Below are 13,590 nucleotides of genomic sequence, written 5' to 3' on the forward strand. Positions count from 1 at the left end.
CTTTATTCAGGTAACACGGTCAGACATGCATGTCATGTCTGATTTTATTGTTTTTAATAAATTTGCTTTATGATCTATCTAGTGTATTTAAAATGGCAATGAAATTATTTCTTCTTGCAATTTCACTTATTGTTAATAACATTGGTTGATATTCATAAACAAATTTTGGGAAAGTCTGGAATAAACATGCTATTGCATAAAGTGTTTGTTCATCATCTGGAAAATTATTATGAGATATGTGATTTAGTATTAGCTTGATTCTGTCCCTGATTTTATTATTTTCATTGTCTATAGTGTATCCGACTATCTCCCTAAGCAAAATAAAGTGTGCAGTCGTTTCATTACCGTATATCTTTAGCAGTTCCAATAAACTGTCAAATTCTGACGCCTGAATATTTTTGGCACATAACTTTAACACTTTATCGAGTAACTCCAGATGCCCCGGTTCATAAACTGTTTTTTGTAGAATATTAAGTAATGTTGGCAATGATGAATATGCATAAGGAATATCTGTATTCAATAACAATTTCAAAGATTGAGCGGCAATTTTAGGTTGATATAAATGCCGGGATTCAATTCTGCTAATTAAAAAAGCAGTTGTATTCTTTTTAGTTTCATTGTCGGTAATCTCTATCATCTCAAACAGTCTGCTGAAATATCCTCTCAGATCGTATTGTGTAACAATAGAAATACAATCCGTGAATAAGTCATTATATTCAGTTATTAAATTTGGATAGCTATCAAAAAGTGTATAACACATCTCCATATAATTATGCAATTTTAATATTTGTGAAGAGGATTTAATTGTCGCATCGCTAATGCTAGTTGTTTTTATCGATTCAATAGCGAAAATCAGTGGGCTGATACATTTCGATAAATCATCATGTTGTAACTTCAACACTAAAACTATATCTTTTATCCATTTTATTTTTAAGTCAATGTCTGTTTGTTTTGAGATGATGTTAATCAGTGCGTGTTGGACGCAGCGATGCCTGATTAAACTATGTTGATTTAAATATCCTCTGTGAACAGAGTTATGTGCAATATCCAGTATGGCATCAAAGAGCAAACTATCAGGATTTGAATTTGTGGAGGTAAAGATGTTCGTTATAAGATAATTTAATATCAATATTTTATTTCCGTCGTTATTTATATGGCGTAGTGGTGCCAATAACTTGTTATAGAAAACTTTCTTTTCCTCAGTGTTGTATTTGCTATTTTTGTCATTAATATGATTAAGAATTTTAACCAAAAGGATGATTATTTTGTTCTTATAATCGAGTAAATCTGGCTGAACATGATACGTCGAGAGGTACCCCTGGGTATCAAAAATAGAAGATGCATCGGAGCTATCAAAAATCATTAAATCTTCCGGACTATTTATATCGAAAAGTTTGATATTTTTTATAAATAATTGTGAAAAAAACAAAATACTTTCTTTATGAAATACGTCAGAATTATCATATAAAATATTAATTATTGGTAAGGCTATTTGCTCATTCGAAATTTTTTGCGGTTCTAAATGATAAGGGTTGTTTAATACCTTATTATTATATAAGGTTGATGTTAAATGCTGAATGAACATCTGCTTTTGTTCATGGTTCTTTGTTTTTTTAATAACATCTAGCAGTTTTTTGGCATTATTGTCAAACCAGAAAACCATATCTGTAATGGATAAGTTGTCAGGGAAATAGTTGGAGTTGCCTGGTGTGTTAGGTTTAAATAATGGCCACTGCTCAAACAAATTACGCATATTAACTCCTTTAATACGTCAAATTAAAATTGATAAAAATAATAAGTAATCATTATGTGCAAGCTATAGATAATGAAAGTATTACTATGAAATAATTTAAATTAACTATCAAAAATCGCTCATTTCTGCTTATTGATAGAAAGATTGATAGTCAGTCTGTTTAGAGCCGTGCAGCAGCAAAATTTCATAACCAGGTTATCCTGAGTTTGTTGTGCGAAAAGTTAAAAATGAGCGATTTCTGTAAGATTCCCCATTTTGCCAGGCTTATGATCCGCAGATCATTCAAGTGCAAAGGAGCGGTGTATGGATTGTTCAAAATGCAATGGTTATGCGACGATGTTATTAAATATGGTGCATGGTTCTGACCCGGTTAATTTACTGGAATTACATGGTTTCCTTGAACACTTCGCATATTATGTTTCATTTGGCAAATTTAATGCTGGCCACCAGCGCTATAGTGCATTTAAAAAATTCGTCAGTGAGATTTCGGAGATCAGCGCAAATGATATCAATATGACGATTAAAACCGGGCAATCCAGACATGAAAATGTGATCTCTATAAATATGAATAATGCAATTCATCGTGATGAGAAAGGGATCACCGTCAGAATAGATAATATTAATGGAAAGAAAAATAACTCTAATTCATCAGATGTTTTTATTCCTTATGTAAATACATTTTCTGACCTCAAAAATAAAATACTCAGGATGAAAATTGAACTGACTGAAGGTAGTGGTTTTTCTAAAAGTCTTTTTGACAGTCAGATTGAGACGCATATTCTGAGGGATATTAATTCGCTTAACGTTGGTGAGAAATTGAATGATGATAATCTTGCATATCATTCTATATTCACTAACGAATTCTCTGTTATTATTCCGCCATCCTATTATGATGCGACTTCTGCAGTAAACGCTAATAATATTGTGAGAGAAAAACTATATGAAAGTGATAGTAAAGTTAAAGATATCGTCGATGATATGTCTAATCATGACGTGGAGAGCGAAAAAGATATATTTGTAATCGGGGGGATGATAGAAAAACTAGAGTCTCTGGCAGACGAATCTTTCAATGATAATACTGATAACATAAAAACAGTAAAAGATTTGCTAACGCAATTAACTGATGGCATGGAACTCTTCACGCTGCGGGACATGGTAGCATTCCCATCGTCCATAATAGCAAAACTATTAAAATCCCCACTTAATAGCGATCATGAACTTGTTATGCGCGCATTGGATACGTATCTGTGCTACTTCAGAAATAAAAATCTGAGTAACGATACGGAAATAATTAACTTTTTCCATGCTCTCTTTTTAAAGAGACCAGAGTTGATGGTTTCTGAAAATTATAGATTTATTCAATTTATTGATTTGCTTTTTGAAAACGGAAGTGTGGAAGAGAAAAACTTAGCATTTGACCTTTATCACAATTATCAGGTATTACCTGAAATAAAACAATTCGTTACTGAAGAAATAAAGTTGAATTTCAATCAGCTGCAAGGATTGTTAGATAAAGATAATAAATGTTATATCCTGTTATCATCCGATAACTCTGGGCGAGTAATGCGCTTATCGCACCAGGCGTTAATCTCAATGCTTGAGCCAGAAGTTAAGAAAAAGACCATCTGGAATAATTACTCTATTTATCCATCTTTGCAGGATACCCATGAAGTTGTCAGAGATGATCCAGAAACGATTTGTACGTGTGCATTTCCTTTATTTGCAAAAGGATGGGAATATGCGCAGAAAAATAAGAAACACCAATTGATTCTCAATGCTCTTGGATTGAAAGGTTATATTCGTGATGTATTTATGTCAGCAATAATGCGAAAAACAGACTTTGTGCCAGAATCGGATAATCAATCGACAGAATTTAAATCATTATTTTCCTCTTTGATGACCGATTCAGACCAATGGCAACAGCATACTTTGAAAGAAAAACATTACACTAATCTATTAACGATGCTGGATCTCAAAGAGGCCAGTGAAAGTGATAAATCTAAAATATTTTTCTGTCTGTCCGCCGTATTTGCAAATATTTCTCACAGTAATGTCTTTAACGGTATTCCTGATGCGTCAAAAATTTTAAAACGTTATGCATTTGCTTTATTGGCTAAAGCTCACTCTTTAGATGAAAATATGATAAGCAGTCAAACTTTTAATACATACAAAGCGGTATTGCTTGATTTCAATAATCTGTCTAATGAAGAGGCCAACCAGCTGCGTATAAGTTCGTTATATCGTGATATGGTCCGCTACGCACAATATCGTTTTTCTAAAGTTTTATCCGAGTGGACGCCAGACGCATGGCTGTAAAGATCCCAACAGGATAATGGCATTGATGGCCCTGGCTCAGGCCAGGGCGGGCAATACCGGTTCCTGCGAAGCGATGACGGCGGCAAGTGTAACCACGAAATGAGGTATCACTTGCTGTTTTCTGCCCTGAAGACTGGCGCTCACCGTGCCGTCGAACTTTCAATCAAATATATTGTGTGAGGGCGTGTTTGCGAGCCGCTTTCCAGAAACAGAAAAACCATTACCCCTGAAAACCGAAAAATGCCACAATATTGGCTGTTTATACAGTATTTCAGGTTTTCTCATGGCATTAACCGCCGCGCTTAAAGCGCAAATTGCCGCCTGGTATAAGGCGCTTCAGGAACAGATCCCCGACTTTATTCCCCGTGCGCCGCAGCGGCAGATGATTGCGGACGTCGCCAAAACGCTGGCCGGAGAAGAAGGGCGGCATCTGGCGATTGAAGCCCCTACCGGCGTTGGGAAAACGCTCTCCTATTTGATCCCCGGCATCGCCATTGCCCGCGAAGAGCAAAAAACGCTGGTGGTGAGTACCGCTAACGTGGCCTTGCAGGATCAGATCTACAGCAAAGATTTACCGTTGCTGAAAAAGATCATTCCCGATCTTAAATTTACCGCCGCTTTCGGGCGTGGGCGCTACGTTTGCCCGCGTAATCTGACGGCGCTCGCCAGCACTGAACCCACGCAACAGGATCTGCTGGCGTTTCTTGACGACGAACTGACGCCGAACAATCAGGAAGAGCAAAAACGTTGTGCGAAGCTGAAGGGCGATCTCGACACTTATAAATGGGATGGTCTGCGCGATCATACGGATATCGCTATAGATGATGATCTCTGGCGTCGTTTAAGTACCGACAAAGCCAGCTGCCTCAACCGCAACTGTTACTACTATCGTGAATGCCCGTTTTTTGTTGCTCGTCGGGAGATTCAGGAAGCGGAAGTGGTGGTGGCAAACCATGCGCTGGTGATGGCGGCGATGGAAAGCGAAGCCGTACTACCTGACCCGAAAAATCTGCTGCTGGTGCTGGACGAAGGTCATCACCTGCCGGATGTGGCACGGGATGCGCTGGAGATGAGCGCCGAAATTACCGCGCCGTGGTATCGGCTGCAGCTGGACTTGTTTACGAAGCTTGTTGCTACCTGTATGGAGCAGTTTCGCCCGAAGACGATCCCACCGCTGGCAATCCCTGAACGTTTGAATGCGCATTGTGAAGAGTTGTATGAGCTTATCGCTTCGTTAAACAACATTCTCAATCTCTACATGCCAGCCGGTCAGGAGGCGGAGCACCGTTTTGCAATGGGGGAACTGCCTGAGGAAGTGCTGGAAATCTGTCAGCGGCTGGCAAAACTCACCGAGATGCTGCGGGGTCTGGCGGAGTTATTTCTTAACGATTTAAGTGAGAAAACCGGCAGCCATGACATTGTACGTCTGCATCGGTTGATTTTGCAGATGAACCGCGCGCTGGGGATGTTCGAGGCGCAAAGCAAACTCTGGCGGCTGGCGTCTCTGGCGCAATCTTCCGGTGCACCCGTCACTAAATGGGCGACGCGGGAAGAGCGCGACGGGCAGTTACATCTGTGGTTTCACTGTGTGGGTATTCGTGTTAGCGACCAACTGGAAAGGCTGTTGTGGCGCAGTATTCCGCACATTATTGTTACCTCCGCAACCTTGCGTTCGCTGAACAGTTTTTCGCGTTTGCAGGAGATGAGCGGGCTGAAAGAGAAAGCGGGCGACCGTTTTGTGGCGCTGGATTCCCCCTTCAACCATTGCGACCAGGGCAAAATTGTTATTCCCCGGATGCGCTTTGAGCCTTCCATCGACAACGAAGAGCAGCACATTGCCGAAATGGCGGCCTTTTTCCGTGAACAGGTGGAGAGCAAAAAACATCTCGGTATGTTGGTGCTGTTTGCCAGCGGACGGGCAATGCAGCGATTTCTCGACTATGTGACGGATTTGCGCCTGATGTTGCTGGTGCAGGGCGATCAGCCGCGTTATCGCTTAGTTGAACTGCACCGCAAACGCGTTGCCAACGGTGAGCGTAGTGTGCTGGTGGGCTTACAGTCCTTTGCAGAAGGGCTTGATTTGAAAGGTGATCTTCTCAGCCAGGTGCATATCCACAAAATCGCTTTTCCGCCCATCGACAGCCCGGTGGTGATCACCGAAGGGGAATGGCTGAAAAGCCTCAACCGCTATCCGTTTGAGGTGCAAAGCCTGCCGAGCGCCTCGTTTAACCTGATTCAGCAGGTTGGGCGACTGATTCGAAGCCACGGTTGCTGGGGCGAAGTGGTGATTTACGATAAACGCTTGCTCACCAAAAACTACGGCAAGCGGCTACTGGATGCATTACCGGTATTTCCGATAGAGCAACCGGAAGTCCCTGAAGGTATAGTTAAAAAGAAAGAAAAAACGAAATCCCCACGCCGTCGGCGGCGTTAATGATGTGAGTCAGGTAAGGAGTCGTAAATGGACTATCGCAAAATCATTAAAGAGATCGGGCGCGGGAAAAACCACGCGCGCGATTTAGACCGGGATACTGCGCGCGGTCTGTATGCCCATATGCTCAATGGTGAAGTCCCTGACCTTGAGTTGGGCGGCGTATTGATTGCGCTGCGTATCAAAGGGGAAGGGGAAGCAGAGATGCTCGGCTTTTACGAAGCCATGCAAAATCACACCATCAAGCTGACGCCGCCTGTTGGCAAGCCGATGCCGATTGTCATCCCTAGTTACAACGGCGCGCGTAAACAGGCCAACCTGACGCCGTTGTTGGCGATTCTGCTGCACAAACTCGGTTTCCCTGTGGTGGTTCACGGGGTTAGCGAAGATCCAACTCGCGTGCTGACAGAAACCATTTTCGAACTGATGGGTATTACGCCAACGTTGCACGGCGGGCAGGCGCAGGCGAAGCTCGACGAACATCAACCGGTGTTTATGCCAGTCGGCGCGTTTTGCCCGCCGCTGGAAAAACAACTGGCGATGCGCTGGCGGATGGGCGTGCGTAACAGTGCACATACCCTGGCGAAACTGGCGACGCCATTTGCCGAAGGTGAGGCGCTGCGTCTTTCCAGCGTTTCGCATCCGGAATACATTGGACGCGTCGCGAAGTTCTTTAGCGATATCGGCGGGCGGGCGCTACTAATGCATGGTACTGAAGGTGAAGTGTATGCTAATCCGCAGCGCTGCCCGCAAATCAATTTGATCGACCATGAAGGGATGCGGGTGCTGTATGAAAAACAGGACACTGCTGGTAGCGAGTTACTGCCACAAGCAAAAGATCCGGAAACCACGGCGCAGTGGATTGAGCGTTGCCTGGCTGGCAGCGAACCGATTCCCGAATCGCTGAAAATCCAGATGGCTTGCTGCCTGGTGGCTACGGGTGAAGCGGCAACTATCAGCGACGGCCTGGCGCGTGTTAATCAGGCATTTTAATTTCTTTCTCAGCCGGATGATCCATGTCATCCGGCTTTTACCCCACCGCAATATGAAATTCCTGCATCTTTATTGACCTTCCCGCGCCCGGCGTGCAGCATAAAAAAACAACAAACACATAACATAAACAGGAGTTAACCATGGAAAGTGGTCATCGCTTCGATGCGCAGACGCTGCACAGTTTTATTCAGGCTGTATTTCGTCAGATGGGTAGCGAGGAACAGGAGGCGAAATTAGTCGCCGATCATTTAATCGCGGCAAACCTGGCAGGGCATGATTCACATGGTATTGGCATGATCCCAAGCTATGTGCGCTCCTGGAGTCAGGGGCATCTGCAAATTAACCATCATGCCAAAATCGTTAAAGAGGCGGGGGCGGCGGTCACGCTCGATGGCGATCGCGCATTTGGTCAGGTCGCGGCACACGAAGCGATGGCGCTGGGGATTGAGAAAGCGCATCAGCACGGTATTGCTGCCGTGGCGCTACATAACTCGCATCATATCGGCCGTATCGGTTACTGGGCGGAGCAGTGTGCAGCGGCGGGGTTTGTCTCTATCCACTTTGTTAGCGTGGTGGGTATTCCAATGGTCGCGCCGTTCCACGGCCGCGACAGCCGCTTTGGCACCAACCCGTTCTGTGTGGTTTTCCCACGTAAAGATAATTTCCCGCTGTTGCTCGATTACGCCACCAGCGCCATCGCATTTGGGAAAACTCGCGTCGCCTGGCATAAAGGCGTCCCCGTGCCGCCAGGTTGCCTGATTGACGTTAACGGCATGCCGACGACCAATCCGGCGGTAATGCAGGAGTCGCCGTTGGGTTCGCTGTTGACCTTTGCCGAACATAAAGGCTACGCCCTTGCAGCGATGTGTGAAATTCTTGGTGGGGCGCTTTCCGGCGGTAAAACGACGCATCAGGAAACGTTACAAACCAGTCCCGATGCCATTCTTAACTGCATGACCACTATCATCATCAACCCGGAACTGTTCGGCGCGCCGGATTGTAGCGCGCAGACCGAAGCCTTTGCCGAGTGGGTGAAAGCCTCGCCGCATGATGACGATAAGCCGATTTTGCTACCGGGCGAGTGGGAAGTTAACACGCGTCGCGAACGGCAGGAGCAGGGGATTCCATTGGATGCGGGAAGCTGGCAGGCCATTTGTGATGCGGCACGGCAGATTGGTATGCCGGAAGAGGTGTTGCAGGCTTTCTGTCAGCAGTTAGCCAGCTAAAAAAAAGCCCGTCCAGTGACGGACGGGCAAACAAGGGTAACATAGGATCAATGAGGGTTAGAGCATATGCGTCTGTCGGCAAACAGACAGGGAAATACTTGTGCTGGACGTAGCGTGAACGCCTTATCCGGCCTACGAATTACTTATAGATAACCGCAGTTCCGCTTAATTTATTGTTGTTGGTGGCAGAAGTGATGCTGTATCCGCTGGCACCAGCAGCCGCAGCTTTCTCAGCCAGTTTCGCTTCCAGGGCATCGAGGGTGGATGCGCCATCGGCAGAAACCACGCCGATTTTATTCATGTTCTGTGCCTGGGATGCCGTTACCGGTTCCGCGGCAAACACGCCAAATGACAGAGTTGAAAGAGCCATAGCAGCAACAACAGCATTGATAGTTTTCATAATTAATCTCTCGCAGGTGATTTTTGTTTAAGTGACGTTGTTTCGTCGATGTGATGAGTATCACGTTTTTTTACGAGAGATAAAATCGAAGAGAATTGACCGCCTTATTCAAATAAATTGATTGATATCTAACATACTGATAAACCATTTATTTGTTGTACTTATGGACTTGTTTTATGCAGCGTGGCAGTCACGGCAGCGTTAAAGGCACGGAATGCCACGCAAAATACAAATTATACTCACTATACATCCCGCCAGTTGCAGTTAACGTAACTGGCTGTCTTTCGAACCTCTGCGATTATATCCTGTATAAGCTGGTTTTTGTAAATCTTTCTCCTGTTGGCAGTGAATGCATAAGCGCACGCCAGGAATGGCTTCCCGACGGGCCTGCGGGATGGGGGCGCCGCACTCTTCACATTCATACAGGCTCTCGCCACGCGGAATTTCACCCCGGGCACGAGCAATCGCATCTTCAATTGTACTGTTGATCTGTTCGTTGACGGCGTCATCGTTAGCCCAACCGGATGCCATATCGTCCTCCCCATATCAATGCTTGTACAGTTAAGTGTAGCTAATATAGGGACGAACTCGGGCAGTTCAAGCGTCAGATCTCCGACCATTCCCGCAGCAGATTATGATAAAGATTGAGCAGCGACAGGATCTCTTCACTTTCACCATAGCGGCTTTTCAGCGACTGAATATTGTTGTCCAGATCGAACAGCATGGCGCGCTTTTTATCATCGCGGATCATCGACTGGATCCACATAAATGATGCCACTCGTACGCCGCGGGTTACGGGCGTCACGCAATGCAGGCTGCTGGAGGGATACAACACCAGATCGCCTGCCGGAAGTTTTACCCGATGTTGCCCGAAGGTGTCATTAACGACCAGTTCGCCGCCGTCGTAGCTTTGTGGATCGCTTAAAAACAGCGTGGCAGAAAGGTCAGTGCGCATCCAGCCGTTTTGTGGGTGACTGCGTACTGCGCCATCCACATGAAAACCGTAAGTTTCATTGTTCTGATAACGATTAAACAGCGGCGTGGAAAGGGTACGCGGCAAGGCAGCGGCAAAGAACAATGCATGTTGGTTAACCGCGTTCAGCACCTCATTTTGCAGGGCGGCGTATAACGCGCTGTGGGTGTCTACCTGTTGATTATTCTTAACTTGCGCACCTTGTGCGCCGGTGGTGACGCGTCCATCAACCCATTCGGCTTGTTCCAGTTGTTCACGAAACCGCGCGACGTCCTGTGGCGATAACACGCAGGGAATGTGGTACATCATACAAGTTCTCCAAAAAGTGGGGCTTTTACCCTACACCGATTTTTAACAGCAGGTGCTTTGTTCATGCCGGATGCGGCGTGAACGCCTTATCCGGCCTACCAAATGATGTGAATTCAATGCATTGCACAACCTTGTAGGCCTGATAAGCGCAGCGCATCAGGCAGTCCTGTTCTCGCCATCAACATTAGTGAGCCCTGCGCCCCACATCTGAATCAGAAATGCATATTGGCGGTAAGCAGGAAGGTTCTTGGCTCGCCCGGGTGATAACGGTAGCCGCTCTTGTTGATTGAGGCGACGTAATCGGTATCAAACAGGTTGTAGACGTTTAGCTGGAGGTCGAGATTGCGATTAACCCGATACCCCAGTTTGGCATCGGCGACCCAATAACCCTCGGTAAATGCTGGCGTTCCCACCGCGCCGTCTGAACCTTTATGCATACTGCCGATATAGCGAGCGCCCGCGCCAACAGAGATATCATCGGTTGCCTGATACTGGCTCCATAAGGTAAAGGCGTGCTCCGGGGTATACGGCAGCGATGAGGAACCATCCTGGGCAACATCTTTGCCGTTTTTGATGGTTGCTTTTTGCTGGGTATAGCCGCCAATCACCTGCCACGCGGGAGTGATATTCCCGGCCACGGATATCTCATAGCCTTCGACGCGTTTCTTACCGTATTGCGAGTAAGTTCCGTCATCATTTTGCTCAACTTCATTTTCGATATCAGTACGGAACAGCGCGGCGGTGAGCAACAGGCGTTTATCCAGAACCTGCCATTTGGTGCCAATCTCGCTGGTGTTGGCTTTTTGCGGTTTAAAATCGGTGCGGTTGGCACTGTTACCGCTGCCAGACTGCGCAAGGGCGAAGTTGTTGCCGCCCGGAGGCTGCTGGGAAACGGCATAGTTAATATAGACATTGCCGTTTTCCGTCAGGTGATACAGCGCCCCGGCTTTCCAGTTCACCAGATTGCCAGACTTGGCGGTGTCAACAGTGGTGACCGGAGAACCTTTCGCCACGCCAGCTGGGCAGGTAACGGCACCTCGGCCACTGCCGCCGCAGGCGGTGGCACTGTCATATTCAGTATGATAATTATCCAGACGGATCCCGCCGTTCAGCTCAAAATCACGGGTGATTTGCAGCGTATCGAAGGCATAAATTGCGAAGGTATCCGTCTGACCATTGGCGTTTGCGCCGTTACGCGTCAGGCCGCCAGGATGAATGCTGCTGTCAGGATGATAAATATTCACCGCAGGTAACGTCACCGGATTAACGCCATAGTTAGTCTGCGTTTCACGGGTAAATTCCACGCCAGTACTGACATCATGACCGATAGAACCGGTATAGAACGTCGAGGTCAGGTTGGTCTGGTTGGTGAGAATTTTATTACTCACATCCTTGGTATTCGCCGTGCGTGACCAGGTCCAGCTATTCACATCGCTGGTGGGCTGGGTAATATTCGACGCCCCGCCCATAATCGCCGTCATCAGGTAATCCTGCTTCACGCGCGACCAACGGGTAGTGTTGCGAATGGTGGTGTTATCGTTGATGTCGTGCTCAAAACGCATGGTAGCGGTGTCGGTGGTCGAATCGTCGTAATCGGAATCCGTGCCGTAAAAGTTATGCGTATCAACTTTTCCGGAATGATTCAGGGCCGCCGTTCCCGCCGATGGGGCAGAATAGCCCGGCAAACCGATGGTCGGAATGCCGCCGTCTGGCGTGTTGTGCTGGGTGACATGCAGATAATTAAGATACAAACGATTCGCTGTGCCAAGGCCAAAAGCGACAGAAGGGGCGACGCCGTAACGCTCATTTTTAACTTTGTCGCGTCCGGCATCGTGCGTTTTTTCACCCATCACATTCAGGCGCACCGCGGTGGTATCACCAATGACCTGATTGACGTCCAGCGTGCCGCGGCGGAACCAGGCGCTGCCAATACTGGCGGAAGCGTCAATGCCTGAATCATTGCGCGGCTGCTTGCTGATCATATTGATCGAGCCCGTCGGCGCGCTGCGCCCGTAGTCGGTGCCGGACGGCCCTTTAATTACTTCGACCTGCTCTGTATTGAAAGTGTCGCGCGAGACGCTGCCGATATCGCGAATCCCATCAATATAAATACTGTTAGAAGTATCGGCACCGCGCATATAAATGGCGTCGCCAGTGGTGGAGTTACCGTTCTCACCAGCAAAAAATGCACCCACGCCGGGGACGTTTTTGAGCGCATCGGTAAGGTTGGTTGCACCCTGATCTTTAATCACTTGTTCAGAAATCACCGTCATCGTGCGGGTAGTATCTGCTACCGGACGCGAGAATTTCGGATCGGCAGATTGTTGTGGCGCGTAAAGCGAAGGCGTTGATGCTTCGACAACCAGCGTGTCATCCGCGTTAGCTTGCCCTTCGGCGGCGAGTGCCTGTGCCACAGGCGTGATGCCAATACAAAGACCGGCAAAGAACGTGAGCGAATGAAATTGTCTGGCAGGGAAATTGCGATTGTTTTCCATTTTGCAGGTGACTTTTTCTTATATGTTGAAATTTTCACTGTCACGAGAAAGCCTCTCTGCGGATGCGATGCCACTGTTAATCCCGTGATAGTGTTCGTGCAAGTGATAATAATTTTGATAAGCATTATCACTTAGCGCGATTTTCTATCACCCATTGCGCGAAAAAGAAATACATTTATTTACATTAAGTTCATATTTGATGTTTTTTGATTACAAAACAGGCGAAAACTGCATCCAGAGGCGAATGCAGTTACGTTGGTGGGGTTATTTGTAGATGGTTGCAGTACCGAACATCTGGTCATTTCCGCCTGCGGAATTAATGACATAACCTTTCGCGCCTTGTTCGCGCGCTTTTTCTGCCAGTTTATCCTCCAGATCGCTTAGGTTTGATGCGCCAGTTGCCGAAACGGTACCGGCGGGCCGTAGCTGACCGCTGTCCAGGTTACTCATTGGTTGCGCGGCATAAGCCGTGAGAGAGAGCCCGCTCAGGACGGTGGCAATCAGTAGTGTGAGGCACTTTTTCATAATGACATCCTCATAAATACAACGGGTAGTGCCTGATAAGTGTAGGTCGCCTGCGCGATGCAAATGACGCAAAAAATTGACAGAGATGTGCTTATTTTTTGAACGATATATTTTTACAAAATAAGACAAATCAATGACATGAATGATGCTGATTTTTATGGTGAATAGC

At 46.5% G+C, this 13,590-nt stretch carries 10 protein-coding genes; 4 read left to right on the forward strand and 6 right to left on the reverse strand.

Annotated features, from left to right (window positions below; genetic code table 11):
• Positions 1–67: 67 nt before the first annotated feature.
• Positions 68–1,753: a hypothetical protein gene (locus QUE34_RS04750; protein ID WP_157945169.1), complete on the reverse strand. Its 1,686-nt coding sequence runs from the start codon at positions 1,751–1,753 to the stop codon at positions 68–70.
• Between the two features lie 303 nt (positions 1,754–2,056).
• Here QUE34_RS04750 and QUE34_RS04755 point away from each other — a divergent pair, with 303 nt between their 5' ends.
• The 4 genes from QUE34_RS04755 (at position 2,057) to hcxB (ending at position 8,719) form a co-directional block, all read left to right on the forward strand.
• Positions 2,057–4,069 (forward strand): type III effector, encoded by a 2,013-nt coding sequence (locus QUE34_RS04755; protein ID WP_032302740.1) that lies wholly within the window; start codon positions 2,057–2,059, stop codon positions 4,067–4,069.
• A 283-nt stretch (positions 4,070–4,352) separates the two neighbouring features.
• Positions 4,353–6,503 (forward strand): ATP-dependent DNA helicase DinG, encoded by a 2,151-nt coding sequence (gene dinG / locus QUE34_RS04760; protein ID WP_032302741.1) that lies wholly within the window; start codon positions 4,353–4,355, stop codon positions 6,501–6,503.
• Positions 6,504–6,530: 27 nt separating this feature from the next.
• Complete coding sequence (ybiB, locus tag QUE34_RS04765; protein ID WP_032302742.1) at positions 6,531–7,493, forward strand: DNA-binding protein YbiB; 963 nt, start codon at positions 6,531–6,533, stop codon at positions 7,491–7,493.
• Between the two features lie 140 nt (positions 7,494–7,633).
• Positions 7,634–8,719 carry a hydroxycarboxylate dehydrogenase HcXB gene (hcxB, locus tag QUE34_RS04770; RefSeq protein ID WP_103253284.1) on the forward strand — a complete coding sequence of 362 codons (1,086 nt, stop codon included), beginning with the start codon at positions 7,634–7,636 and terminating at the stop codon, positions 8,717–8,719.
• Positions 8,720–8,858: 139 nt separating this feature from the next.
• On the opposite strand, the gene ybiJ is transcribed toward hcxB, so the two are convergent.
• The 5 genes from ybiJ to mcbA form a co-directional block, all read right to left on the reverse strand.
• Entirely contained in the window at positions 8,859–9,119 is a 261-nt protein-coding gene (ybiJ, locus tag QUE34_RS04775; RefSeq protein ID WP_032302754.1) for a DUF1471 family protein YbiJ, read from the reverse strand.
• A 264-nt stretch (positions 9,120–9,383) separates the two neighbouring features.
• A complete protein-coding gene (gene ybiI / locus QUE34_RS04780) occupies positions 9,384–9,650 on the reverse strand; it encodes a C4-type zinc finger protein YbiI (RefSeq protein ID WP_000146357.1) in 267 nt (88 codons plus the stop codon).
• Between the two features lie 73 nt (positions 9,651–9,723).
• A complete protein-coding gene (ybiX, locus tag QUE34_RS04785) occupies positions 9,724–10,401 on the reverse strand; it encodes a PKHD-type hydroxylase YbiX (RefSeq protein ID WP_032302755.1) in 678 nt (225 codons plus the stop codon).
• 212 nt (positions 10,402–10,613) lie between these two features.
• Entirely contained in the window at positions 10,614–12,896 is a 2,283-nt protein-coding gene (locus tag QUE34_RS04790) for a catecholate siderophore receptor Fiu (protein ID WP_105268530.1), read from the reverse strand.
• Between the two features lie 264 nt (positions 12,897–13,160).
• Entirely contained in the window at positions 13,161–13,421 is a 261-nt protein-coding gene (mcbA, locus tag QUE34_RS04795; protein WP_024256498.1) for a DUF1471 family periplasmic protein McbA, read from the reverse strand.
• Positions 13,422–13,590 lie beyond the last annotated feature (169 nt).

The sequence above is a fragment of the Escherichia sp. KS167_9B genome (genome assembly GCF_030295215.1).
Lineage (GTDB): Bacteria > Pseudomonadota > Gammaproteobacteria > Enterobacterales > Enterobacteriaceae > Escherichia > Escherichia coli_F.

What these genes read in the sequence shown, in the direction of transcription:
- QUE34_RS04750 (WP_157945169.1), bottom strand. Translation starts at nt 1,753, where the DNA reads ATGCGTAATTTGTTTGAGCAGTGGCCATTATTTAAACCTAACACACCA.
- mcbA (WP_024256498.1), bottom strand. Translation starts at nt 13,421, where the DNA reads ATGAAAAAGTGCCTCACACTACTGATTGCCACCGTCCTGAGCGGGCTC.
- hcxB (WP_103253284.1), top strand. Translation starts at nt 7,634, where the DNA reads ATGGAAAGTGGTCATCGCTTCGATGCGCAGACGCTGCACAGTTTTATT.
- ybiI (WP_000146357.1), bottom strand. Translation starts at nt 9,650, where the DNA reads ATGGCATCCGGTTGGGCTAACGATGACGCCGTCAACGAACAGATCAAC.
- ybiX (WP_032302755.1), bottom strand. Translation starts at nt 10,401, where the DNA reads ATGATGTACCACATTCCCTGCGTGTTATCGCCACAGGACGTCGCGCGG.
- ybiJ (WP_032302754.1), bottom strand. Translation starts at nt 9,119, where the DNA reads ATGAAAACTATCAATGCTGTTGTTGCTGCTATGGCTCTTTCAACTCTG.
- dinG (WP_032302741.1), top strand. Translation starts at nt 4,353, where the DNA reads ATGGCATTAACCGCCGCGCTTAAAGCGCAAATTGCCGCCTGGTATAAG.
- ybiB (WP_032302742.1), top strand. Translation starts at nt 6,531, where the DNA reads ATGGACTATCGCAAAATCATTAAAGAGATCGGGCGCGGGAAAAACCAC.
- QUE34_RS04755 (WP_032302740.1), top strand. Translation starts at nt 2,057, where the DNA reads ATGGATTGTTCAAAATGCAATGGTTATGCGACGATGTTATTAAATATG.
- QUE34_RS04790 (WP_105268530.1), bottom strand. Translation starts at nt 12,896, where the DNA reads ATGGAAAACAATCGCAATTTCCCTGCCAGACAATTTCATTCGCTCACG.